The organism is Halorhodospira sp. M38 (genome assembly GCF_022227985.1).
GTDB lineage: Bacteria > Pseudomonadota > Gammaproteobacteria > Nitrococcales > Halorhodospiraceae > Halorhodospira > Halorhodospira halophila_A.
This window is the reverse complement of sequence record NZ_JAJNQP010000008.1, coordinates 18,812-42,301: the sequence shown is the minus strand read 5'-3', so window position 1 is coordinate 42,301 and position 23,490 is coordinate 18,812. Positions and strand designations below refer to the sequence as shown.

Annotated in this window: 20 protein-coding genes; 7 read left to right on the top strand and 13 right to left on the bottom strand. The window is 72.5% G+C overall.

Annotation, left to right across the window (positions count from 1 at the left end; genetic code table 11):
- Positions 1–18 precede the first annotated feature (18 nt).
- The 9 genes from trxA to gshB are packed head-to-tail and all read right to left on the bottom strand — an operon-like array spanning position 19 to position 7,579.
- Positions 19–879 (bottom strand): thioredoxin, encoded by an 861-nt coding sequence (gene trxA / locus LRA98_RS13155; protein WP_201241869.1) that lies wholly within the window; start codon positions 877–879, stop codon positions 19–21.
- 23 nt (positions 880–902) lie between these two features.
- The gene (locus tag LRA98_RS06730; protein WP_238633346.1) at positions 903–2,186 is read right to left on the bottom strand and encodes a dihydroorotase; all 1,284 of its coding nucleotides are present in this window, start codon (positions 2,184–2,186) and stop codon (positions 903–905) included.
- Positions 2,183–3,169, bottom strand: a complete 987-nt coding sequence (locus LRA98_RS06725) for an aspartate carbamoyltransferase catalytic subunit (RefSeq protein ID WP_201241867.1) — start codon at positions 3,167–3,169, stop codon at positions 2,183–2,185. The genes LRA98_RS06730 and LRA98_RS06725 overlap by 4 nt, the downstream gene beginning before the upstream one ends.
- Positions 3,166–3,678: a bifunctional pyr operon transcriptional regulator/uracil phosphoribosyltransferase PyrR gene (gene pyrR / locus LRA98_RS06720; protein WP_238633347.1), complete on the bottom strand. Its 513-nt coding sequence runs from the start codon at positions 3,676–3,678 to the stop codon at positions 3,166–3,168. Before pyrR ends, LRA98_RS06725 begins: the two co-directional genes overlap by 4 nt.
- Positions 3,675–4,103, bottom strand: coding sequence for a Holliday junction resolvase RuvX (gene ruvX, locus LRA98_RS06715; protein ID WP_201169549.1), 429 nt, complete (start codon positions 4,101–4,103; stop codon positions 3,675–3,677). The genes pyrR and ruvX overlap by 4 nt, the downstream gene beginning before the upstream one ends.
- The gene (locus LRA98_RS06710) at positions 4,096–4,674 is read right to left on the bottom strand and encodes a YqgE/AlgH family protein (RefSeq protein ID WP_201169546.1); all 579 of its coding nucleotides are present in this window, start codon (positions 4,672–4,674) and stop codon (positions 4,096–4,098) included. The genes ruvX and LRA98_RS06710 overlap by 8 nt, the downstream gene beginning before the upstream one ends.
- Positions 4,675–4,725: 51 nt before the next feature.
- A complete protein-coding gene (locus LRA98_RS13150) occupies positions 4,726–5,592 on the bottom strand; it encodes an energy transducer TonB (protein WP_238633348.1) in 867 nt (288 codons plus the stop codon).
- On the bottom strand, positions 5,589–6,638 hold the full coding sequence (locus tag LRA98_RS06700) for an FAD:protein FMN transferase (RefSeq protein WP_238633349.1): 1,050 nt from the start codon (positions 6,636–6,638) through the stop codon (positions 5,589–5,591). The genes LRA98_RS13150 and LRA98_RS06700 overlap by 4 nt, the downstream gene beginning before the upstream one ends.
- Entirely contained in the window at positions 6,635–7,579 is a 945-nt protein-coding gene (gshB, locus tag LRA98_RS06695; RefSeq protein WP_238633350.1) for a glutathione synthase, read from the bottom strand. Before gshB ends, LRA98_RS06700 begins: the two co-directional genes overlap by 4 nt.
- A gap of 47 nt (positions 7,580–7,626) precedes the next feature.
- Between gshB and LRA98_RS06690 the strand changes: the two genes are divergently transcribed.
- Entirely contained in the window at positions 7,627–10,119 is a 2,493-nt protein-coding gene (locus LRA98_RS06690; protein ID WP_238633351.1) for an ATP-binding protein, read from the top strand.
- Here the strand turns inward: LRA98_RS06690 and LRA98_RS06685 are convergent.
- Together LRA98_RS06685 and LRA98_RS06680 are read right to left on the bottom strand one after the other, a co-directional pair.
- Complete coding sequence (locus LRA98_RS06685) at positions 10,116–10,838, bottom strand: 16S rRNA (uracil(1498)-N(3))-methyltransferase (RefSeq protein WP_238633352.1); 723 nt, start codon at positions 10,836–10,838, stop codon at positions 10,116–10,118. The genes LRA98_RS06690 and LRA98_RS06685 overlap by 4 nt on opposite strands.
- A gap of 46 nt (positions 10,839–10,884) precedes the next feature.
- Positions 10,885–12,243 carry an adenosylmethionine--8-amino-7-oxononanoate transaminase gene (locus tag LRA98_RS06680; RefSeq protein WP_238633353.1) on the bottom strand — a complete coding sequence of 453 codons (1,359 nt, stop codon included), beginning with the start codon at positions 12,241–12,243 and terminating at the stop codon, positions 10,885–10,887.
- Positions 12,244–12,421: 178 nt separating this feature from the next.
- Here LRA98_RS06680 and LRA98_RS06675 point away from each other — a divergent pair, with 178 nt between their 5' ends.
- From LRA98_RS06675 to LRA98_RS06655, 5 genes are all read left to right on the top strand, one after another.
- Positions 12,422–12,883 carry a hypothetical protein gene (locus LRA98_RS06675; protein WP_238633354.1) on the top strand — a complete coding sequence of 154 codons (462 nt, stop codon included), beginning with the start codon at positions 12,422–12,424 and terminating at the stop codon, positions 12,881–12,883.
- 11 nt (positions 12,884–12,894) lie between these two features.
- Positions 12,895–13,914 carry a DUF2169 domain-containing protein gene (locus LRA98_RS06670; RefSeq protein ID WP_201169527.1) on the top strand — a complete coding sequence of 340 codons (1,020 nt, stop codon included), beginning with the start codon at positions 12,895–12,897 and terminating at the stop codon, positions 13,912–13,914.
- Positions 13,911–14,945: a hypothetical protein gene (locus LRA98_RS06665; protein WP_238633355.1), complete on the top strand. Its 1,035-nt coding sequence runs from the start codon at positions 13,911–13,913 to the stop codon at positions 14,943–14,945. Before LRA98_RS06670 ends, LRA98_RS06665 begins: the two co-directional genes overlap by 4 nt.
- Positions 14,942–18,613: a PAAR-like domain-containing protein gene (locus tag LRA98_RS06660; RefSeq protein ID WP_238633356.1), complete on the top strand. Its 3,672-nt coding sequence runs from the start codon at positions 14,942–14,944 to the stop codon at positions 18,611–18,613. The genes LRA98_RS06665 and LRA98_RS06660 overlap by 4 nt, the downstream gene beginning before the upstream one ends.
- Positions 18,614–18,938: 325 nt before the next feature.
- Entirely contained in the window at positions 18,939–19,460 is a 522-nt protein-coding gene (locus LRA98_RS06655; protein ID WP_238633357.1) for a hypothetical protein, read from the top strand.
- Here LRA98_RS06655 and LRA98_RS06650 read toward each other — a convergent pair.
- Positions 19,402–20,730, bottom strand: coding sequence for an FGGY-family carbohydrate kinase (locus LRA98_RS06650; protein ID WP_238633358.1), 1,329 nt, complete (start codon positions 20,728–20,730; stop codon positions 19,402–19,404). The two genes, LRA98_RS06655 and LRA98_RS06650, sit on opposite strands and share 59 nt — an antisense overlap.
- A 75-nt stretch (positions 20,731–20,805) precedes the next feature.
- Here LRA98_RS06650 and LRA98_RS06645 point away from each other — a divergent pair, with 75 nt between their 5' ends.
- A complete protein-coding gene (locus LRA98_RS06645; RefSeq protein ID WP_238633359.1) occupies positions 20,806–22,068 on the top strand; it encodes a M20/M25/M40 family metallo-hydrolase in 1,263 nt (420 codons plus the stop codon).
- A gap of 94 nt (positions 22,069–22,162) precedes the next feature.
- Here the strand turns inward: LRA98_RS06645 and LRA98_RS06640 are convergent, their stop codons facing one another.
- Positions 22,163–23,371, bottom strand: coding sequence for a DEAD/DEAH box helicase (locus tag LRA98_RS06640; protein ID WP_201169509.1), 1,209 nt, complete (start codon positions 23,369–23,371; stop codon positions 22,163–22,165).
- Between the last annotated feature and the right edge of the window lie 119 nt (positions 23,372–23,490).

Sequence of the window (23,490 nt, the reverse complement as noted above, 5' to 3'; positions counted from 1 at the left end):
ACGCCTCCACGCCCCCGCTCAGTGCAGCAGCTGGAACAGCCGCTGGCGGTAGCGGCGCGCCTCCGGGTGCTCGGGGCCGAGCATGCCGAGGACCTGGAGCGCCACCTGGTGGGCCTCGTCACGACGCTCCGGGTCGCGCTGGACGAGGTGGAGCAGGTGGTCCAGGGCCTCCAGCTCGCCGCCGGCTACCACCAGGCGCAAGGCCAGTTCCAGGCGGGCCTGGCCGTCGCCGGCGTCGGCCTCCACACGCTGCTCCAGCGCCTCGAGCGCGGGCAGGTCGCGCACCCGTTCGGCGAACTCCTTGCGCGCGAGGATCCCCTGCGCCCGCGGGTCCTGCTGATCGTTGGCCGACAGCCCCTCAACCAGCGTGAAGGCCTCGTCGGCGTCACCGCTTTGCAGCAGCGCGCGGGCCAGGTCGATGGTGACCCCGGCCTCATCGGGACGCTGTTCCCGGGCAGCGCGCAGGTACGGGACCGCCTCGGTGGAGCGGCCTTCGCTCATCAGCTCCCGGGCCTGTTCATAGGGGTCCGCCTCGGGGGCCTCCACGTACTGGCCCAGCCACTGGCGCAGCTCCCCCTCGGGGACGGCGCCCATGAACTGGTCCACCGGTTGTCCTTCCTTGACCAGCAGGGCGGTGGGTAGGCTCTGCACCCCCACCTGCGTGGCCAGCTGCTGTTGCTGGTCGCAGTCCACCTTGGCCAGGCGGAAGCCGCCCTGATACTCATCGGCCAGCTTTTCCAGCAGCGGGCTGAGGGTCTTGCAGGGCTCACACCACTGCGCCCAGAAGTAGATCAGCACAGGCTGCTGCATCGAGGCATCGATGGCCTGTTCCTTGAAATTCTCGATGGTGACATCGACGACGTTGGGCGAAGCGCTCACGGTTGCCTCCGAATCGGTTCGGTTCACGGGGTGCGGGGATAGACGATGCGCCCGGCGACCAGGGTGGCGGTGGCGCGGCCGGCCAGCTCCTGGCCCAGGACCAGGGAGTTGCGGCCGCGGCTGTGCAGGCTCTCGGGGGTCACCCGCCAGGTCTGTCGCGGATCGACGACCGCCACATCGGCGGCGGCGCCGGGCGTCAGGGTGCCGGCCTCCAGGCCGAGCGCCCGGGCCGGGCCCAGGGTGACCCGGTCGACCGCCTCGGCGATCGACAGCAGCCCCTCGTCGACCAGGCGCAGGGTCAGCCCGAGCAGGGTGTCGACGCCGCTGACACCGGGTTCGCTGTCGGCGAAGGGGCAGATCTTGGCGTCAGGGTCGTGGGGCTGGTGGTCCGAGCAGATGGCGGTGATCGCCCCCTCGGCCACCGCCCGGCGCAGCCCGTCGCGGTCCTGCGCGGTGCGCAGCGGCGGGCGGACGTGGGCGGCGGTGTTGTAGGCGTCGCAGTCCTGTTCGGTGAACAGCAGCTGGTGGATGGCCACGTCGGCGGTCACCGGCAGCTGTGCCCGGCGCGCCTCGGCGACCATGGCGGCGGCGCGCGCCGTGGACAGCCGGCCCAGGTGGACCGGGTTGCCGCTCTCCTCGACGAGGGCCAGGATCCGCCCGACGGCGGCGGTCTCGGTCGCCGCCGGCTGCCCGGGCAGCCCCAGCCGGGTGGCGGTCTCGCCCTCGTGGACGCGGCCGCTGTCGGCCAGGCTCGGATCCTCCGGGGTGAGGACGACCGGCAGCGAGAAGGTGGCTGCATAGTCCAGTGCGCGCCGCAACACCAGGGTGTTGGCGACGGGGCGGCCGCCGTCGCAGACCGCCGGGCAGCCGGCGTCGCGCAGGGCGGCCATCTCGGCCAGGTACTCGCCATCGAGCTCGCGGGTCAGCGCCCCGAGCGGCCGCACGCGGGCGGCATCGGCCACCTGCGCGCGGCTGTGCACCAGCTCCACCACCGACGGCGTGTCCATGGCTGGCCGGGTGTCCGGGGGCAGGAGCAGGGTGGTGATCCCGCCGGCCGCCGCCGCCCGGCTCTCCGGGACGATGCCGCCCTTGCGCGTGGCGCCGGGCTCGCGCAGCCGCGCGGCCAGGTCCACCAGGCCGGGGAGGACCAGCTGCCCGGTGGCGTCGATGGCCCGGTCGACGGCGAACCCGTCCGGCGCCGTGCCCACGGCGAGGATCCGCCCGTCGGCGATGAATACATCGCGCGGCTCGTCCAGGCCGCTGGCCGGGTCGATGACGTGCCCGCCGTGGATGTGGATGCGGCTCAACTCGACGCCTCCTCGATCGGTTCGGTGGGGATCTCGCCCTGCCCGCCGAGGACCATGGACATGACCGCCATGCGCACCGCGATGCCGTTTGTGACCTGGCGCAGGATCACCGAGCGCGGCCCGTCGGCCACCTGGGGGTCGAGCTCGACGCCGCGGTTGACCGGGCCGGGGTGCATGACGATGGCCTCCGGGTGGGTGCGCTCCAGGCGTCGCTCGGTCAGCCCGTAGCGGGCGAAGAACTCGCTCTCGCTCGGCAGCAGGGCGCCACGCATCCGCTCGCGCTGCAGGCGCAGCATCATCACCACGTCGGCGCCGTCGAGCCCGGCATCCATGTCCTCGTGGACCCGCACCCCCAGCCGCCCGATATCCCGCGGGAGCAGCGTGCGCGGCCCGATCACCCGCACCTCGCCAGCGCCGAGGCCGAGCAGGGCGTGGATCTGCGAGCGGGCCACCCGCGAGTGGAGGATATCGCCGACGATGGCGATGGTCAGCGGCTCCAGCGGGCCCTTTTCGCGGCGGATGGTGAAAGCGTCGAGCAGGGCCTGGGTAGGGTGGGCGTGACGCCCGTCGCCGGCGTTGATCACCGCCACACCGGGGGCCACATGGCGCGCGATGAACTCGGCGGCGCCGCTGTCGGCGTGGCGGACCACAAAGGCGTCGCACTGCATCGCCTCGAGGTTGCGCAGCATATCCAGCAGGCTCTCGCCCTTGCTGGTGGAGGAGGTGGCCACGTCGATGTTGAGCACATCGGCCGAGAGCCGCTGGGCAGCCAGCTCGAAGGTCGTGCGGGTGCGGGTGCTCGGCTCGAAGAAGAGGTTGATGATGGTCCGCCCGCGCAACAGCGGAACCTTCTTGACCGACTTGCCGAGAACCCCGGAGAACGACTCGGCGGTATCCAGAATGCGGGTGAGCAGCTCGCGGGGCAGCCCCTCGGTGGTGACCAGGTGGCGCAGCTGCCCCTGCGGGTCGAGTTGCACGCTCACGGCGTCTCTCCTTCCAGCATGAAGCGCAGCGGCTCGGGGCCGCGCAGCTTGAGCCGCTGCTCGGCGGGCAGCTGCAGCCGGGTGCCGGTGACATCCGGCTGGACGGGCAGCTCGCGGCCGCCGCGGTCAACCAGCACGGCCAGCAGCACCTGCTGCGGGCGGCCGTAATCGAACAGTGCGTTGAGCGCCGCCCGCGTGGTGCGGCCGGTGTGGATCACGTCATCGACCAGCAGCACAGCACGTCCGTCCAGGGTCACTGGAACCTCGGAGGTCTGCACCGCCGCCTTGAGCCCGGAGGTGGCGTAGTCATCGCGGTGGAAGGCGACCTCCAGAGTGCCCACCGGCGGGCGGGCGAGGAGCCGGTCGTGCAGCCCGCGGGCCACCCACACGCCGCCGGTGTGGATGCCCACCAGGATCGGCGAGCGGATGCCGCGGCGCTCCAGCTCGGTGTTGATCTCCGCGGCGACGGTGTCGAGCAACTGCGGGACGTCGATCTCGGCGTCAGTCATGCCACCCCTTGCTGGGCAAAGAAGGTCTCGAGGATGACCGCGGCAGCCTCGGCGTGCACGGCCTGCGGGTCGCGCTGGCGCTGCCGCGGGTCGAGCCGCTCCTCCGCGGCACGCGAGGAGAGGCGCTCGTCGATGGTGTGCACCGGTAGCCCGAAGCGCCCGTGCAGGCGGCCGGCCAGGCGCCGGGCCAGGGCGGTGCTGTCGGCATCGCTGCCGTCGGCGTGGCTGGGCAGCCCCACCACCAGCGCCGCCGGCGCCCAGTGCTCAAGCAGCCCGGCGACTGCCGCCCAGTCCGGCTGTCCGTGGCGTGCGCTGAGGGTGGTCACGCCGCGGGCGGTGCCCAACAGGGCCTCGCCGACGGCCACGCCGATGTGCCGCTCACCGGGGTCGAAGCCCATCAGCATGCCGCCGGGCGGCTCAGGCATGCCCGCTTTCCGAGGAGAGCAGGGCGATGTCCACACCCAGGTGCGCGGCCGCGGCGCGCCAGCGCTGGCTGGTATCGGTGTCGAAGATGACCCGGGCATCGGCGGGGCCGGAGAGCCAGGCGTTCTGGGCCAGCTCCTCCTCCAGTTGGCCGGCGCCCCAGCCGGCGTAACCCAGCGCCACCAGGAAGCGCTCCGGGCCCTCGCCCCGCGCCAGGGCGGCGAGGATGTCCCGCGACGTGGTCAGGGCCACGCCCTCGCAGACCGGCGCGGTGGCGTTCCACTCCTGTCCGGCCGGGTGGAGCACGAAGCCGCGCTCGCGCTGCACGGGTCCACCGGCGTAGACGACCTGATCCTGCGGGCAGCCGTCGCTGATCTCCAGCTCCAGGTGGCGGAACAGATCGCCGAGGGTGACTTCGGTGGGTCGGTTCACCACGATGCCCATCGCCCCGTCCTCGCTGTGCTCGCAGAGCAGCGTCACGGTCTGTGCGAAGTTCGGGTCGTCCAGGGCCGGCATAGCGATCAGGAACTGACTGCCCAGCTGGTCCCCGCCTTGTCCGGTTTGCTCGCTCATGCGCTCCAGTATCGGCCACCGCGCGCAGCCGGGACAAGGGTGGCAAGGCAGTTATTGAGCGCGCACGCGCCGGCCCTCGATGAATGCCCAGGTCCGGGTGATCACCAGGCGGTCCTGCCCCTCGAGGACCTCCTCGGGTACATCCGGGTACGGGGCACCGAGCCGGACGATGCGCACCGCCGCCTCGTCGAGCAGCCGGTGGCGCGACGGCTGGATGATGCGCACGTCCTCTAGCGACCCGTCCGGCATCAGCGTTACCTCGAGGATCAGTTGCCCGGATAGCCCCCGCTCGCGGGCTTCGCTCGGGTAGTTGAGATTACCCACGGCCTCCACCTTGCGCGTCCAAGCCTCCATGTAGGCGGCGGCCTCGTGGGAGCGCGTGCGGGCGTTGAGAAAGCGCTTGGTCGGCTCCCGGGGCTGGCTCAGCCGCTGCTGCAGCGCCGCCGCCTCGGCGGCGGCCGCCTGGCGCCGGCTGTCGAGCAGATCCTGGAGCGAAGGCCGCTCCTCGGCCCAGGGTTGCTCATCGGCGGGCGGTGTTGGCGTCTCGGCCTGCTCGCTGTCGATCAGGGACTCGGCCCGCGCCTCAGGGGCGGCCGCCGGTTCGCCCGGCTCGGGGGCTTCCACGGCGGGGATCGGTTCGCCGGCCACCGGTGAGGGGATCTGCGCCTGCTCAGCCACGCCCCCGCCGTCCTGGTCCAGATCGGCCAGGTAGTCGGCGTCCTCCGGGGGGGTCTCGGCCTCGTCGTAGGCCAGTGTGACCTCCATCATCGAGGCATCCTGGGGACGCTCGTCGCCCTCCCAGGTCAGCCCCACGCCCAGGATCACCAGGGCGTGGGCCACCACGGCGAGGAACAGCGCCATGCCCAGACGGTCATCCGGTTGCACCGCGGGGTCGTTCACGGCTGGTGCCTCGCTCACTCGACGTGGACCGTCTCCGGTTCGCCCCGCAACTCAACCCGCTCGGCCATGGCCTCGCTCATCCGGACCACGCCCTCGCGGTCGATGAGCAGCGCATAGCGGATCTCCAGCGCCTCGGCCAGGGCCCGCCAGTCCTCGGGGCCGGCGATGAACAGCGCCGTGGCCGCGGCGTCGGCGTGGACCGGGTCTTCGTGGATCACCGTCATCGAGCGGCTGCCCATGGCCGGGTAACCGGTGGTCGGGTCGAGGATATGGTGGTAGCGGCGGTCCTCGTGGGTGAAGGTGCGCTCGTAGTCGCCGGAGGTGAACACGCTCTCATCGGCGTGCGCCTCGACGGCGGCGAGCACCGTGCCGGCCCGGGGGTCGCGGACGCCCATCCGCCAAGGCCGATCCGCCGGCGCCCCCAGGGCGATCAGATCGCCGCCGAGGCTGATCAGCGCCGTGCGCACCCCTTGCTCGCGCAGGGCGGCCATGGCGCGCTCGCCGGCAAACCCCTTACCGATACCGCCGAGGTCGATGCGCACCGCGTCGTTGCTGCTGGTCACGTAGCGATCGGCATCCCAGCTCAGGTCGGCGATGCGCGGCGCCTGCTCCACCCAGGCCTCGATCTCCTCGGCCGGTGGCGGCTCGGCCAGCGGGCCGTCCTGGGCGGAAAAGCCCCACAGCTCGGTGAGTCCGCCGATGGCCGGGCTGAAGCGCCCGCCGGTGCGCTCCTCCATCTCGCGGGCGCGCTCGAGGATGGCGATCAGCTCCTTGCTGACGGTCATGCCCTCGCCGGCAGCGAGCCGCTCGTTGAGCGGCCCGAGCTCCGAGCCGCGAGTCGGTTCCCAGGCCTCGCTGATGGCGTCGATCTCCGCCCGGGCCGCCTTGGCGGCCGCCTCGGCGTCGCTGTCGCCGGCATCGAGGATATGGATCTCCACCTCCGTGCCCAGGGAGATGAACTGCAGTCGGGTCGAATCCGGCTCATCGGCGCAGCCGGCCAGCCCCATGGCGGCGGCCAGGGTCGCCAGCGCCAGGGCGCGGCCCGCGGAAACCAGGCGTGTCATGCCGAGCCCTCCAGGTGATCGAAGAAGGCGCCGGCGGTGTTGACGCCGCACAGGGCGTCGATCTCGCGAAAGCAGGTGGGGCTGGTGACGTTGATCTCGGTCAGCCGCTCGCCGATGAAGTCCAGCCCCACCAGCTCCAGGCCGCGTTCGCGCAGGGTGGGGGCCAGCTCGGCGCAGACGGCGCGCTCGCGCTCGGTGACCGGTGCTGCCTCGCCGCGGCCGCCGGCGGCCAGGTTGCCCCGCGTCTCGCCCCGCGCCGGGATCCGCGCCAGGGCATGGGGGAAGGGCTCGCCGCCAAAGACCAGTACCCGTTTATCGCCCTCCTCGATGCGGGGCAGGTACTCCTGGGCCAGGGCGTAGCGCCGGCCGCCGTCGGTGAGGGTCTCCAGGACTACGCTGGTGTTCGGATCGCCCGCCTCGAGGACGAAGATCGAGGCCCCCCCCATGGCGTCCAGTGGCTTGAGCACCGCCTTGCCCTGCTCGGCGATGAAGCCGCGCAGCTGCTCCGGATCGGCAGCTACCCGCGTGGCCGGGCAGAGGTGCGGCCAGTGCAGGGCAAAGAGCTTCTCGTTGGCATCGCGCAGCGCCGCCGGTCGATTCACCACCCGCACCCCCTGTGCCTCGGCCAGTGACAGCAGCTGCGTGGCGCTGATATAGCCGGCGTCCACCGGCGGATCCTCGCGCATGAGGATGGTGTCGAGTTCGGCCAGGGGCATCGGCCGCGGTTCGCCCAGCGTGTACCAGTCCTGCTCGTCGTCGCGGACCTTTGCCGGCCGGCCGCGCCCGCAGGCGGCTCCGCCGTCGGCGTAGAGGTCCGTGGCCAGGAAGTACCAGAGCTCGTAGCCGCGGCGCTGGGCCTCGAGCATCAGGGCGAGGGTGGAGTCCTTGCGGGGGTGGATGGCGGCGATGGGGTCCATCACGACGCCGAGTCGAGCGCTCATGGGCAGATTCACGGCAGCTGAGTGGTTTGTGGCATTGTAACCAACCCATGGATGAGCGACGAACCAAGGCCCTCGGCGTCGACCCCCGGCGCGAGCTGACCCGGCTGCTGCCCGAGCTGCGCGACAGCGTCAGCGCCGCGGCCGTGCGTCTGCAGGAAGTCGGCGACGAGCCCGGCGCGCTGACCGCGCTCCACGGTGAGCTCCAGCGCCTGCATGGCGGATTTTTGTTCGTCGGCGTGCGCGAGCTTGAACACCTCAGCGCCGAGCTGCGTGCCGCCGCCGGCGATCTTGAGCGGGCCTACCAGGCGCCGGAGACGGCCGCGGTGGAGGTCCAACCGCTGCGCGCCGCGCTGATGGACGCCGTCCTGCGGCTGCCGCGGGCCATCGAACGCATCGCCGTCCGCGCCGAAGATCCGGTTGCGGAACTGGCCAGCCTCATCGACGGCCTGCGCCGCGCCCGCGGCGGGCCGCGCTACGACAGCCTGGCGCTGTTGCGCCAGTGCCTCGATCCGGGCGCACCCGAGGCCTCGGGCGGGGCCGGCGGGGAGGCCGTCCGCACCAGTCGCCTGGCCTACCAGCGCGGGCTCCTGGAGCTGATCCGCGGTGATGAGCGCCAGGCGCTGGGGCAGCTGCGTGGTGTCCTTGAGCCGCTGGAGGCCACCCTGGGCGACAGCGCCGCCGGCAGTGTCTGCTGGAGCGCGCTGGCCGTGCTCGATCTGCTCGACCAGGGCGACACCCTGGACCCGGTGCAGAAGCGGGCTATCGCCGCCTACGACCGCGAGCTGCGTCGTTTGGTCGAGCAGGGCGCCGATGGTGGGCTGCCAGAGCCGAGCATGGCCGAGGCGTTGCTTCAGCCGCTGACCGAGGTTCCGGGCAGCGGCCGGGTCGCGCAGGTCCAGGCCGCCGCCCGGCGTCTGCCCGGGGCCACCCTGGCCATGCCGGCACCCGTCGAGGACGAGGCGGGGTCGGCCGCGCGGGCACTGGTGCGCAGCGACGTCGATCTGCAGGCGCTGTTTTACGCCGAGGTGGGGCCGGCGCTGTCACAGATCGGCGCCGCCCTGCAGCGCTGGCGTGCTGGCGACCCCGAGGCCGGGCTGGCCATCCAGCGCATCCTGCACACCCTCAAGGGGGGCGCGCGCTTCGCCGGGCTTACCGAATTCTTCACCCGCTGCCACGATCTCGAGGGCGAGGTGGCCACCGCGCTGGCCGACGGCACCACGGCAGAGACCGGCGAGCGTCTGCGCCATGGCCTGGAGCAGCTTGCCGACAGCGTCGGCGTGCTGCGCCGCGAGGTGCTGGGTGCCGACAACGGGCCGCGGGCCGGCGCCGACGCCTACGACTACGAGACGCTGTGGGCCGAGGAGGAGACGCCGGACGACGCCGATGCCTGGGAACTGCAGAGCGGCCCCGGAGCCGAGGTGCTAGGAGACGCCCTGGCCGCGGAGCTGGCGGAACCCGCAGCGGAGGATGCCGAGCCCGAGCCGCCGGCGGGCCCCGAGCCGATCCCCGAGGCCGAGCCGGCCGCGGACGCCGGGGCGGGCCCCGCGCCGCCCCCCGAACTCGCCACCCTGGAGTCGCACATCGACGCCCTCGACCGCCTGATGCACGCCACGGCCGGAGAGTGCGGGCGGCGCGTCGAGCTGGTCGTCGAGGGGGCGTCGCGCCCCCTTCCAGCCGCCCACCTGCCGGCCCTGGAGCCGGCGCTGGAGCACCTGCTGCGCAATGCCGTGCGCCACGGCATCGAGCCCCCCGAGGCACGCGCCGCCGCCGGCAAGCCCGAGGTCGGCCGGGTCGCCCTGAGCCTGCACCACGGCCAGGACGAGGCGCTGCTGGTGGTCAGCGACGACGGCGCCGGCCTGGATACCGAGGCGCTGCAGCGCCAGGTCTCCGACTACGACCCCAACGAACCCACGGCGGCGCTCAGTGACGACGAGGCGCTGAGCCTGATCTGTCTGCCGGGCGTCTCCACCCTCGGACCCGAGGGCGATCCGGGCGCCGGCATGGGCATGGACGAGGTGGCCGGCGCGGTGCATGAGCTCGGCGGTACGCTGGAGATGCACAGCGCGCCGGGCGCCGGCACCCGTTTCACCCTGCGCCTGCCGATGCCCGGTGCGTCGGCGCCGGAGAAGCCCGCCGGTGAGGCCCCGGAGCGGACGCGGATCCTGGTCCTGGACGACTCCCGCACCATGCGCCGGATCACCGGGCACCGGCTGGCCCGCCAGGGCTTCGACCCCGAGGGGGCCGCCGGGTTCGAGGAGGCCCGCCGCGCGGTGGCGGCGCGCGCGCCGCAGGCGGTGGTGATCGATCTGGAGATGGAGATGCTTCAGCAATCCGAGGGTCTGGGCGTGTTGCAGCGTCTGGTGGCGGAGGCCGGCATCGCCCCCGGGGCGGTGGTGGCCGTGAGCACCCGGGCGGTGGATCAGGAACGGCTTGCCGCGGCCGGGCTGGGCGGCGCCAGGGTCCTGCTCAAGCCCTACGACGAGGGGCAGCTGGCCGATGCCCTGGCCCAGGCGTGCGCCGCCCCGGCCGGCGCCGGCTAGAGTTCGCCGAGGGCCAGGCCCACTGCGGCGAGGGCGACCACCGCGGCGGTCTCCGTGCGCAGCACCCGCGGACCCGCCCGCCCGCGCCGGAACCCGTGGGCCTCGGCCGCCTCGAGTTCCGCCGGGCTCAGTCCACCCTCGGGGCCGATGAGCAGCGAGGTGGCTGCCGCGCCGGTCAGCTCGCTCAGGCGCGGCTCCGCCAGCGGATCCAGGGTCAGGCGCAGGGGGTAACCGTCGCACTGCGCCCAGGCTCGGCTCAGCGGGACCGGTTCGGCCACCTGCGGCGGGGTGTTGCGGCCACACTGCTCGCAGGCCGCGCGCGCCACCGCCTCCCAGTGACGCCGGCGCTTGGACGCCCGCTGCGGATCGTTCAGGCGCACCACGGTGCGCTCGGTCATGACCGGCACGATGGTGCTCACGCCCAGTTCGGTCGCCTTCTCCACTGCGGTGTCCATGCGCTCGCCCTTGCCCACGGCCTGTAGCAGCTGTACCGGCGCCGGCAGCTCGCGCTCGGTGGCCTGGTGGGGGCCAACGCGCACCGTCACTCGGCGGCGCTCCACCGTGACCACCTCGCTGGGGTGCTCGCCGCCGTCGCCGTTGAACAGGGTCACGGCATCGCCGGGGCGCAGACGCAGCGCCCGGGCGTGGGCGGCGGCGTCGGCGGTTAGCTCGATGGCGGTGTCGGCCGCCAGGGGCTGGGCGATGTAGAGGCGCGGCATGACGGGGGCTCCGTGCTTGGGTCTGACCGGTGACGGCTGCCGACGGCTAGTCGCCGGTCGCCCGGTCGATGGCCTCGGCGGCCACCTCGCCGAGCAGTGCGATCTCGTCGGGCTCGATCACGTAGGGCGGCATCCAGTAGAGGACGTTGCCGATCGGGCGCATCAGCACGCCGCGCTCCAGGGTATGGCGGTAGGCGATCAGGCCCCGGCGCTCCTGCCACGGGAAGGGCGTCTTCAAGGCCGGGTCGCGGACCATCTCCATCGCCAGGATCATACCGTGCTGGCGCACCTCCCCGACGCGCGGGTGCTCGGCCAGCGGCGCGGCGGCCTCGGCCATCAGCTGTGCCGTCTCGCGGTTGCGGGCGAGGACATCGTCGCTGTCAAAGATCCCCAGCGTGGCCAGGGCCGCGGCGCAGGCCAGCGGGTTGCCGGTGTAGCTGTGCGAGTGCAGGAAGCCGGTGAGCCGGGTGAAGTCGTCGAAGAACGCCTGGTAGACCGGTTCGGTGAGCAGGACCGCGGCCAGGGGCAGGTACCCCCCGGTGATGCCCTTGGAGACGCACATGAAATCCGGCGCGATGCCCGCCTGCTCGCAGGCGAACAGGGTCCCGGTGCGGCCGAAGCCGGTGGCGATCTCGTCGGCGATCAGGTGCACCCCATGGCGGTCGCACGCCTCGCGCAGCCGCTGCAGATAGACCGGGTCGTACATGCGCATGCCACCGGCCCCCTGGACCAGGGGCTCGAGGATCACCGCCGCCGTCTCGTGGCCGTGCTCCTGGAGGGCTGCCTCCATGTGGACGAACATCTGCTCGGAGTGTTCCGCCCAGCTGGTGCCGGGCTCGCGGTGGAAACAATCCGGTGACGGCACCGTGATCGGCTCCATGAGCAGCGGCTCGTACGCGTCCTTGAACACGCCCACGTCGCCGACGCTCAGCGCGCCGATGGTGTCGCCGTGGTAGCTGTTGGAGAGGTTGATGTAGCGCGTCTTCTCCGGATGGCCGGTGTTGCGCCAGTAGTGGTGGCTCATCTTCAGCGCCACCTCGATGCTCGAGGAGCCGTTGTCGGTGAAGAAGACCCGCTCGAGCCCCTCGGGGCTGAGCGCTACCAGCCGCTCGGCCAGCTGCACCGCCGGTTCGTGGGAGCAGCCGGCCAGGATCACGTGCTCAAGCCGCTCGAGTTGGCCGCGGACGGCCTCGTTGATGCGTGGATTGCAGTGCCCGAACAGGTTCACCCACCAGGAGCTGATCGCATCCAGGTACCACTTGCCGTTGCGGTCCTTGAGCCACGCCCCGCGGCCCTCCTCCACCGGAATCAGGGGCAGGCCGTCGTGGTGGTCCTTCATCTGCGTGGTCGGGTGGAACAGGACGTTCAGGTCGCGGCGGATCAGTTCGCTGTTGCGGTCGCTCATGGCGGGGGCTCCGGGCGTTATTCATCACGGCTTGCCGGGCGAGAGTCTGCCTCTTGTCGGGAGGCGGGTCCACCGCCCAGGGAGAATCCATACTTTTTGTCCTGTTGACGGCGCGCGGGCGGTGGGTGTTCCGTAAAGCTTGCAACCAGGGATGGGATAGCATAGGAGTACGTTCGTCATGGACGATGAACCGGTCCTTGGCCCCGCCAGTGTGGGGCTGTACGCCGCCAGCGCCGTCTGCTGGGCGGAGGTCCTGACCGCCGACCGCCACGGCCGGGCCACCCGGGTGGCCGTCGACACCCCCGAGGGGATCAGCGAGTGGCCGGTGGCCGGCCACGCCCGCGAGATCGCGGCGCTGCGCCCCGGTGACCGCGTGGTGGCGCTGCTCGATCCGTCGGATCAGGGCCTCTACCTGGTCCACGCCCTCGCCGACGCCGACGAACCACCCCGTGCCGGGCTCGAGCGCCGCCCCGACGGCAGCTACTTGCTGCGCGCCGAATACGGCGGCGTCCGCCTGGAGGTGGCCGGTGCCGAGCTGGAACTCGGCGCCGACGGCACCGTCCGCATCGACGCCGAGGCGGTGGAGACCCGGGCCCGCGGCGAGCAGCGCATCCGCGGGGCACGCGTCGCCATCAACTGAGGCCTGCGCCGATGCTGTCCGTTTCGGTGCAGGGGCCGCTGGACGCGCGCGCCTGGGCGGACCTCGACGCCGCTGGGCGCCCGGGGATCGTGGTGGCGGTCAAGGCCGGCTTCTTCCGCGGTGGGGCGGCCGGCGCGCTGCACCTCGACGATGCACCACCGGCGCTGGAGCCCGCCGAGCGCTACGCCGGGGATCCCGCCGACAGTGCGCCGGTGGCTGCCTCCGAGTGCGTCCCCTTCAAGCAGGGTTGCGACTGCCTGCTCCACGGTGCCGTGCAGCCGCCGCCGGGCCAGGACTGCGCGACGGCCTGCCTGAGCGTCGAGGACGCCGGCGGCCGGCCCTGCCTGGCGCCCAAGCGAGTCTGGGCCGTCGGCGAGCGGGCGCCGCGCGGGTCCAGCCCGCCCCGGCCCCTGGAGCTCCCGGTGCCGCTCACCTACGAGTTGGCCTACGGCGGGCCACCGGGTGGGCCCCGGCATCGGCGCTATGCCCGCAATCCGGTCGGGCGGGGGCACCGGACCGTGTGGCTGGGTGCCGCCGCCGGGCCGCAGCCCCGGTTGCTGTGGGATGGTCAGCGCGCGACCCGGCGCGGGGCCCCCGCTGGTTTCGGCCCGCTGGCCGCCGCCTGGGCCCCCCGGGCCCGGCGCTTCGGCCAGCTGGACGCCGAGGCCTACCGGCAGGGCCGGCTGCGCTACCGGCGCCTACCGCATCCCGATGCCTGGAACGCCGCCCCTGCGGATCAGCGCATCGCTGCCCCACTGCAGGGCGGTGAGCGCATCCGTCTGCAGGGGGTGATCCCGGATGCGGAGCCGGAGCGCACCGTCACCTGGCGGCTGCCCGGCGGTGGCCCGCAGGTCACCCTTTGCCGGCCCGGGCGTGGGCGGCGGGTACCGGTGCACGCCGACACCCTGGGCATCGACGCCGATGCTGCCCGGGTGTGGGTCGTCTGGCGGGGCTGGCTGGCGGAGCCATCGCCGGGGCCGGGCTGGGCGCTGCGCGTGGACACTGGTGGCCTGGAAAGGGGTGAGCGATGAGCCGTACCACGCCCGCTGCCGTGTTCGTCCAGCCGCTGGCTGTCCAGCACGCCGCCGGCGCCGATCCCGCCACCCTGGCCTGCGCGGTGGTTGATGGCCACCGCATCGCGCAGCCCGAGGTCCTCGGCGAGGCGCCGCAGGAGCCAATCCCGGTGTTCAGCGATCCGGCCCGGGAGGGCGATGGCTACGCGGCACGGATGGAGCGCCTGCTCGGCGACAGCGCGGCCCGGCTCCGCGAAAGGCTGGCGACAGCGGAGCCCGCGGCGGCAGTGCTCCTGCCGCCGGGCCCGCACCGGCCCGGGGCGTGCTGGGCACGGCGTGACCGGTTGGTCGGGGAGCTGGTAGAGCGGGTGCCGGCCCTGCGGCGAGTCCGCTGGTGGCGGCCGCAGGGGGCGATGGCGCCCCTGCAGCTGCTTCACCGCGCCGTTCAGGCGGTGGTCGAGCGCCGCCTGACAAGCATCCTGATCGGTGGCTTGGATGCCTGTGCCGCCCCGGCCGCCTGCGCCGACCCAAGGGTCCGTCGCCAGTGTCTCCCTGCCGTCGACGGGCCGGCGGCCGCGGATGGTGCCGCCTTCCTGCTACTGCACGGTGACCGCGGGGGCGGGGCGGCAGATGTGCGGCTCCGGCGTTTTGCCCTGGGCGGTCCGCCGGAGCAGCCGGGAGCCTGGCAACGGGTGCTCCAGACGGTGGTGCCGGAGGCGGAGGAGGGCGGCGACCGGGCCGAGCTCCACGGATTCGGCCGGACCCCGGCCGAGCGCCACGCCTGGGCGAACGCGCGCCGCCTGGTGCCCGCTCTGCGCCGGGAGCCCCTCGCGGCGCGCCACCTCGTCTGGCGGGCCCTGGGCTTCGCCGGGGCCGCCACGCTGCCCCTGCAGCTGGTGGCGGCGGCCGGTCTGTTGCGCGTCGCGTCAGGCCCGCAGCGTGTTCTCCTCACGGCCGTGGGCGGCGGAGTTGCCGGCGCCCTGGAACTGCGACAACCCGGCGAAGGTGGGGGAGAGGCTGGCGGGTCGCGCGGGGAGGCATCCGCATGAGCCGGCCCACGGTCACCGCCAATGGCCGCACCCTGGTGCACGCCGGCTCGGGTGGCGAGTTGCTGACCACCGACGTCTGCCGCACTACGGTGGGCAGCTCGACGGTGTCGATCCCCTATCTCAACGTCGCCGAGTCTCGCGACGCCGCGGCCACCGCCGGCACGGTCTTCGTCGAGGGGCACCCGGTTTGTACCGAGGGCTCGCAGTTCGCGCGCTCCCGCGGTGACGAGGGCGGCGATAAAGGGGGCACCGTCTCCGGGACGATCACCGGGCCGGCCACCTTCCTCCCCGGTAGCGGCTCGCCGGATGTCTTCGTCGAAGGTATGCCGGTGGCCCGGGCCCTCGACCCGATGGTAGCCAATCACGAGAACACCCCGCCGGCCCCGCTGCTTCAGGAGCAGCTGCCGCCGAGCACCCTGGCCGGCGGCGACCCGCCCCCGGCCTCCCACCCCCGGCCGCAGACGCGCGTCGACATCCGCGGCGGACCCGATGCCCCTCTGCCCGGGGAGGTGGTGGCCGAGCCCGAGCAGGACGACTGGTTCCGCAGTCGGGCCCTGCGCTGGAGCGTCCACGACGGCGAGGGGTGGGTGGCGCGGATCGAGGAGCTCCCGGAGGGCCCCGGTGCGCTGAGGCTGAGACTGATCGACGCCGACCGGCACCACGGGTTCTGCAAGATCCCCCTCACCCGTGGGGCCGAGCAGCCGGTCTGGCTCCCGGAGGACGAGGCGGAGGCCGCCGCCTCGCCGCCTACGGTCCTGATGCCCACCCTGGTGCGCTTTGCCCGCAACGCCGAGCTGCGCCACCGGGACGCCGGTTTCGGCTTCGGCGGCTGGCTCTACCTGTTCCGCCGGGAGGGCGGCCGGCGGTACCTGTGGCGCGAGTGCTACGTCCATCCCCGCGGGCGCCTCCACGAGGTCAACCTGGCCTACGAGCGCGGCGACGTGCGGCGCCCGGGCGGCGAGGGGCGGCCGGTGCTGCTGCTGCCGATGCGCGTCGGGGGCGCACCGGTGAGTCTGGAGGGGCTGTTCTCGGCCGTGCAGCTGCCCTGGGCGCGGGTAGCGGCCGCCGGTGGGCTTGCCCCTGATGACCCCCGTGCCGGTGCCCACGACGCAGCGCCGCCGGATGCCGAGCCGCCCGCCGAGGACCGCTTCTTCCCGATCGATCCTGCCGACAGGGCCGACACCGGGCCCGGCGATTCGGGGCGGATCGGTGCGAGCGGCGCCTTCTGCGACGCCGAGGCCGAGGAGGGGGAGTCCGAACCGGTGCGCGAGGACCTCAGCCCCTACGCCGACGACGGCCTGGCGGTGCTCTACCTCGACGATCCCCTGGGTGAGGCGCGTCGGCTGGCCCGCGAGCAGGCGGCGCTGGCGGATCATCTCGAGGCCCTGGTCGTCGGGCTGCAGACCGGCACCGACCCGGAGCGTCTGGCCGCCGGGGCGACGCCCGAGGTGGATGAGCAGCAGCTGGCGGCGGCCGAGTCGCTCCACGCGGTGGCGGCGGGGACCTTCCGGCTGGCCTTCGAAGAGGAGCGCCTGGGTCCCGGCGAGCGGTCGCCGGACCGCGAGTTTCTCGAACGGTTGCTCGGCGTGGCCGAGCGCAGCGAGCTCCGCGCCGCCCTCCGCCGGGTACGTCGCCAGCGGTTAGCGTTGCTCGGCAGTCAGCGTTACGCCGACGCCCTGGCGGACTACGTCGACAACAGCCCGCGGCGGATCCTAGAGGGCCTGGCCGCCCTGGGGGTGCACTTCCATGAGCTGGCGGTGCCGGCAGACGCAGCCGACGGCCACATCGGCGATACCCCGGAGGCCGAGGGCGAGGCGGACACCGCCGACCTGGAGCAGGCCCGTGCCCTGTTGCGCACCGTCCTCGCTGCCGAGGGCGAGCCGGCTGGGCTGGCCCGGGTGGCGGCGCGCCTGCTGCCGGCGGAGCCCCTGGCCTTGGGCGCCGGGGCACGGGGGTCGGGTTTGCCGCGCCCGACCCGGGATCTGGAAATCCAGCTCGCACGGGCTCCGCGGCGGCTCCAGGCGGGGGAGCGTTGCTGCGACCTGGCCGAGCAGCGCCGCAGCGTGAGCGCCGAGGATGCGGCCGAGGTCCTCCACGTCCTGCTGAGTACCTTTGCCGAGCCGGTGACCTACCAGGCAGACGCCCTCGAGCACGTCCTGCGCATCACCCATCGTTTCCGCGAGCTGCCCGGCCTGTCCATGCTGGCCAGCCTGGAGGTCACCACGATCAGCTACCCGGCGCCGGAGTTCGACGGTGTCCCGCTGGCCGAACTCCAGCGCCGCGCCGGTGCGCCGGCGCCCGACGAGACCCGCACCCTGCGCATTGAGCAGCAGGGGCACCAGCGGCGTTTCCGCATCCTCGCCTCGGGAAACCCGGAGTACCACGCTGCAGCCGCCGAGACCGGCCGTGCCCCGATCCAGATCCTGGGCAGTCCGCATGTCGCCGAGCTGCGCATCGAGGATGAGATCCGCGTCCGTGAGCTGCGCTCTACCCGCCTGCCGGAGGGCCGCCTGGCGGACCTGGCCGAGCGCCTTTCCACCAGCTCCGGCGGTCATGCCCTGCGCAGCGTCCTCGGCACCCTGGAGCTGATCAACCTCGGCGAGGCCGTGCGCCAGACCCGCACCGAGGACTGGTACCACATCGCCGGCGCCGTGGCCTCTTCTCTGACCCTGGCCGAGCTGCTGGCACAATCCCGGTTGGCCTATCTGAAGCCACGAATCCCGTTGGGGGATCCGCGGCATGCGCGGTTGGACCGACTCGTGTCCCAGACCCATTGGCTCGGAAGAACGGCAGCCTTTGCGAGTGCTGCGCACGCTTGGGGTATGGCTGTAGGGCGGTATAACCGGCGTGACCAAGTAGCGGGTCGCATATGGATTGTCACCGGGATTACTTACAGCGCGGCCGGTGTCCTTTGGTTCTCCGGTGGTGGCTTACTGGCTGCCGGCTTGCTTTTATCCGGTATTGCGCTGTCGGGCATGGCATCGTTCCTGACGGATACTCGATTCGCGGACTTCTGCCGCAATGGCCCCTTCACGGCGTCGGCACGTCAGCGGCTGGGTATGTCCTCCGGTGATCCGGGGTGGCTCTGGGTGGCCCGGGCGGTGGAGGGCGGCCCGCAGGCCCGGCGATCGCCCGAGTCCGGGAGCTGGGACGACTGGCGGTCGGTTGTTGCCTGGTGGCGGCGCCACCTGCAGCGGCCGCCGCTGCGGGTGGCGGCCGAGTACAGCCAGCAACTGGGGGCGCGCGGCGCCCTGCGCCAGGTCCGCCTGACCCTGGAGGGGGTGGTCTGGCGGCGGGACCGTCTGGAGTGCCGGGTCCTGCGCTGCCCCGAGGAGGGTGCCGGCGAGGAGCTGACCCCGCTGCCGCCGGCCCTCATTGAGGTGGAGCCCGCGGAGGATGGGGGTGCCGGGGCCGTGACACTCGCCTGGGACCCGGTGCCGGTTCCCGCCGGTTGGCGCGGCGAAGTCTGGTTTCTGATCCGCCAGCGGGCGGCCGTCGGCGGGGGCGGTGACGCCCTGCCGGAGCCCGAGGCCGACGGCACGCCCCGCTACTGGGTCGCCCGGGTCCCGGTACCCGCCTGGCAGGGTCGGGCCGAGGCCGCAGTGGTCGCCCGTGCCCTCACCGTGGAGGAGGTGTTCATCCGGGCGGAGGACGATCAGGGGGCGTGACCATGACAGGGAGGGTTCGATGGCACTGACCTTCTACCGACCGCCATTCATCAGCCGTTGGTTGGCGCGCCGTTCTGCGGCCAAGCCGTGGATGACTCCACAGTCGGATCGTTTGCCACCTTGGCCTATTCTTGACCGGGCGTCACGCGAGACGCCGAGTGTCGTTAGCGCCGATGATGGTTGCGTCGAAGTGCGGTCTAAGTCTGACACCGCAGAGGTGGTTTTATCCCCGCTTGTCGCGGGCGGTATGTATTCGCTGTCTTTTCTGGCGGGGTTCGTAATAGCCGCGTGGGCGACTCTGCTGGAGTATCCATCGGGTTTCAGTATGTTAACCGGCGTCCTGGCAGTTTTATCACTGTTGCTCGCGTTCTTGCCGGGGTACGCCCTGGTCATCGCCCTGCGCCAGCTTCGCAGCTACCTTCGCATGCGTCGGGGCAAGCGGCCCCCGCACACGGTGACCTTCGATCGTCGCAACCAGACCGTCTCCCTCCCGCCGGTTGGTGAAGGCGAATACATCGAGGTGCCCTGGCAGGAGCTACAGGTCATCCCCGAGTACAGTCCGGGGTCCTACGGCGGTCATTTCGGCGGGTTCAGCGCCCTCCGCCCGGACAATCACCTCAGTGTGCCGTTGGGGCGGCTGCAGGAGGAGTGGGACTTCTACTGCTGGTACATGGACCCGCGCAAGCCGCTGCCGCCGGGGCGGGTGTTCGATCCGTACCGCAAGCGGGACGACGAGCGGCGCGCCCGGGAGTACGGCCCCGAGGTGCTGCGCCGTTACCCGAGCGCCTTCACGGACGGCAGCCTGGAGCCGGTCGGGCGTCGTCGACAGGGCGGGTATTCCAGCTAGGTGTCGTCAGCCCGCCGGCCAGCCGGGCCGCGCCCACGGCAGCCTCAGCCTCCTCGGCAGCGCTGACGGGCACGCCCAAGTAGCGGCTGCGGATCCGCGTCCAGGCCGGGTTGGCGGCGCCGCCGCCCACCGTGATCACGCGCTCCAGCGCCGGTGCGCCTAGCTCCTGCAGTCGGCGATAACCCTCGGTTTCCACGGCGGCGACGCCCTCCATCAGCCCTTGGAGGAAGCGGACCGGGTCTTCGGGACGGGGTTCCAGTCGCGGTTGCAGCTGCGGGTCGGCGTAGGGGAAGCGCTCGCCGACGGCTGGCAACGGGTAGTAGTCCAGGCCGGTGTCGTGGTCCGGGTCAAGCCGGGCGCTCAGGGCCTCTAGCTCCGCTTCGCTGAAGTAGCGAGTCAGGATGCCAGCGCCGCAGTTCGAGGCACCACCGGCGAGGAACTGATCGCCCAGGCGGTGGCTGTAGACCCCGTGTTCCGGGGCGAAGACCGGCTGGCGGCTCACCTGTTTCAGGGCCAGCGTCGTGCCCAGCGAAGTGACAGCCTCTCCGCCGACGCGGGCACCGGTGGCCAGGAAACCGGCGATGGAGTCGGTGGTGCCGGCGACGATCTGGCAATCGTCGCGCAGGTACGTGGCCCGGGCCACCTCGGCGCGGATCGTGCCGATGGCGGTGCCCGGTTCGAAAGCGGCGGGCAAGCAGTCGTCGGGCAGGGGTACCCTCTGTAGCCAGTCCGGCCAGCACCGGCTGACCGGATCGTAACCCAGCTTCAGGGCGTTGTTCTCGTCGGTGCAGTCGAAACGCCCGCACAGCCGCCCGGCGATCCAGTCGGTCTGGGTCAGCAGCTGGCACGGGCCGCGCAACCCGTAGAGCGCGGCCAGGTGCAGGGCGCGGGCCAGGCCGGAGCTGCTGCCGTGGGCGCCGCTCGTCGCCGGCGCCTGGTGGGCGACCACCGCCGCCCAGGTGCCGGCGGCAGGCTCGTTGTAGCGCATAGCGCGGGTCAGTGGCGTGCCATCGGTGGCGGTCCAGACAACGGTGCCGGACGTGCCGTCCACGGCCACCCGGCCGACCGGTCGCCGCGTCTCGGCCACGGCCCGGGCCAGGGCCGAGCGGGCGACCACCCACCAGGTCTCCGGATCGGCGGGCATGACGCCGTCCGGCCACTCGGCCCGGGCGCGGCTGAGTACCCCGCCCTGGTGGTCGACCACCGCCGCCCGGCACCCGGAGGTGCCGACGTCGAGTCCGGCACTGGCGTATCTGCGGTTCGATGCCACGGCTTGAGCTGCGCTATGGTGTGAGCTTGGCGACCAGTATCACGCAATCCGATAGCCACACGCGAGAGGAGGCCCATGTCCCAGTCCAGCAAGCCGTGGACCCAGTCCATGCCCGAAGAGCAGTTCCAGCGCATGCGCGACGTCCTCGCCGCGCCCAGCCCCGTTGGCCTCGAAGGGGCCATGACCTACGGGGTGCTCAAGCCGTACTTCGACTCGTTCGCGCCTGCCGACTGGCGCGTGCACCAGTTCCAGGGGCACGCCGGGATCGTCCTCGATACCCACCCGGGGCGGGACGACCTGTTCAAGGTGATGGTGGTCGGCCACGCCGACAAGATCCGCATGCAGGTGCGTAGCATCGGCGACGACGGCAAGGTCTGGATCGACAGCGACTCCTTCCTGCCCGGCACGCTGATCGGCCACGAGGTCACCCTGTTCAGCGAGGCCCCGGAGAACCCCGGTGCTTACCGGCGCATCGAGGGCGGCACGATCGAGGCCCTAGGGGCCATCCACTTCGCCGACGAGGAGACCCGCACCGGGCGTAAGGGCGTCAAGAAGGAGCAGCTCTACCTGGAGCTGCAGGTCCACGGCGAGAACAAGAAGAAGCAGGTCGAGGGGCTGGGCGTCCGCCCCGGTGACCCGATCCTCCTCAACCGGCCTATCCGCCGTGGGTTCAGCCCGGACACCTTCTACGGGGCCTACCTGGACAACGGCCTGGGGTGCTTCACCACTGCCGAGGCTGCGCACCAGATCGCCCAGGCCGGCGGCGCTCGCAACGTGCGCATGCTCTTCGCCATCGCCAGTTACGAGGAGATCGGCCGCTTCGGCAGCCGCGTACTGGCCAGCGAGCTGCGCCCGGATGCACTGATCGCCGTGGACGTGGACCAGGACTACGTTGCCGCCCCTGGGGTTTCGGACAAGCGCTTCCAGCCGCTGACCATGGGGGCCGGGGTGACCTACACCGTCGGTGCCGTGGCCAGCGAGCAGCTCAACGCCGTGATCCAGCGCGTGGCCAGCGAGCAGGAGATCCCTGTCCAGCGCGACGTCAGCGGTCGCGATACCGGCACCGACGGCATGGCCGGGGTGCTCGGCAACGTCGATTGCACCGCCGCCTCGCTGGGGATCCCGGTGCGCAACATGCACACTATTTCGGAGAGCGGCCACACCGGCGATGTGCTGGCGGCCATCCACTTGGTCACCGGGACCCTGCAGGCCCTCGATGCTCAGGACGACGGCAGCGGCCGACTGCGCGACACCTTCCGCCAGGGTCATCCGCGGTTGGATCAGGCGGCAGGGCTGGCGCACCCGGGGCCCACCGCCAAGGGTGCCAAGGACGCCTAGTGGTCAGCGCCAGGGTAGTGGGGATCAAAAAAAGGGGGGTGCCGCCGCGGCGACACCCCCCTTTCACCCGGTCTGCGGGTGCCGGTTGCCGGCGTCAGGCGGCGCGCCCGGGACGCCCGCCCTGACCGCGGCGCGGGTTGCCGCGCCCGGGGTTGCCGCCGCCGCGGCGGGCCGGCTCGAAGCCCTGGGCGATCTGCGCCGGGATCTCGCGCTTGACCAGCCGCTGGATGGCCTTGAATTGGCCGCGCTCCTCGCCGCCGACCAGCGACCAGGCCTCCCCGCTGTCCCCGCCGCGACCAGTGCGGCCGATGCGGTGGATGTAGTCCTCGGGGTTGTTGGGCAGATCGTAGTTGACCACGTGGGGCAGGCCGGCGATGTCCAGCCCGCGGGCGGCCACATCGGTGGCGACCAGGGCGCGGACCGACTTGCGCTTGAACGCGGCCAGGGCCCGGCCGCGCTGCCCCTGGCTCTTGTCGCCGTGGATCGACTGCGAGCGGATGCCCTCGCGCTCCAGCTGCTCGGCCAGGCGGTCGGCGCCGCGCTTGGTGCGGGTGAAGACCAGCACCTGGCGCCAGTCGCCGTCATTGATCAGCTGGGTGAGCAGCTCGCGCTTGCGCCCGGCATCCACAAAGTAGGCGCCCTGTTCCACCGCCTCGGCGGCGGCATTGGCGGTGCCGGTCTCGATGACCGTCGGATCGTTGAGGAAACGGCGCGCCAGGCCGCCCACGGCGCCGGAGAACGTCGCCGAGAAGAGCAGAGTCTGCCGGTGGTTCGGCACCGACTTAAGGATCCGCTCGATGGCCGGCTTGAAGCCCATATCGAGCATGCGGTCGGCCTCGTCAAGGATCAGCATGTCGACCTGACGCAGGTCCACGTTGCCCCGGTCCAGGTGGTCGATCAGCCGGCCCGGCGTCGCAACCACGATGTCCACCCCACGGCGCAGCGCGGCAGTCTGCTTGCCCATCGGTGCGCCGCCGTAGATCTCCGTGGAGCGCAGCGGCAGGTGGCGGCCGTAGGTGTCCACGCTGGCGCTGACCTGCGCCGCCAGCTCGCGGGTGGGGGTCAGCACCAGGGCGCGGATGCGGCGCTGGCCCTGCTGCGGAGCGGTGTCGGTCAGGCGCTGGAGCAGCGGCAGGGTGAACGCGGCGGTCTTGCCGGTGCCGGTCTGGGCGCTGGCCATGACATCGCCGCCGCCGAGTACCGCCGGGATGGCCTGAGCCTGGATGGCGGTCGGTTGATCGTAGCCCTGCTGGGCGACGGCGCGGAGCAGTTCTTGGGAGAGGCCGAGGTTATCAAAGGTCATAGAGACACTCCTGAATCAGGACACGCCAAGGCGCCGACGCAAGCGCCGGTAGTGAAAGGAACATCGAGGAAAGGCCTTGGCGGATCGATCCACGACCGGTTCGAGGGTACCGGGCCGGG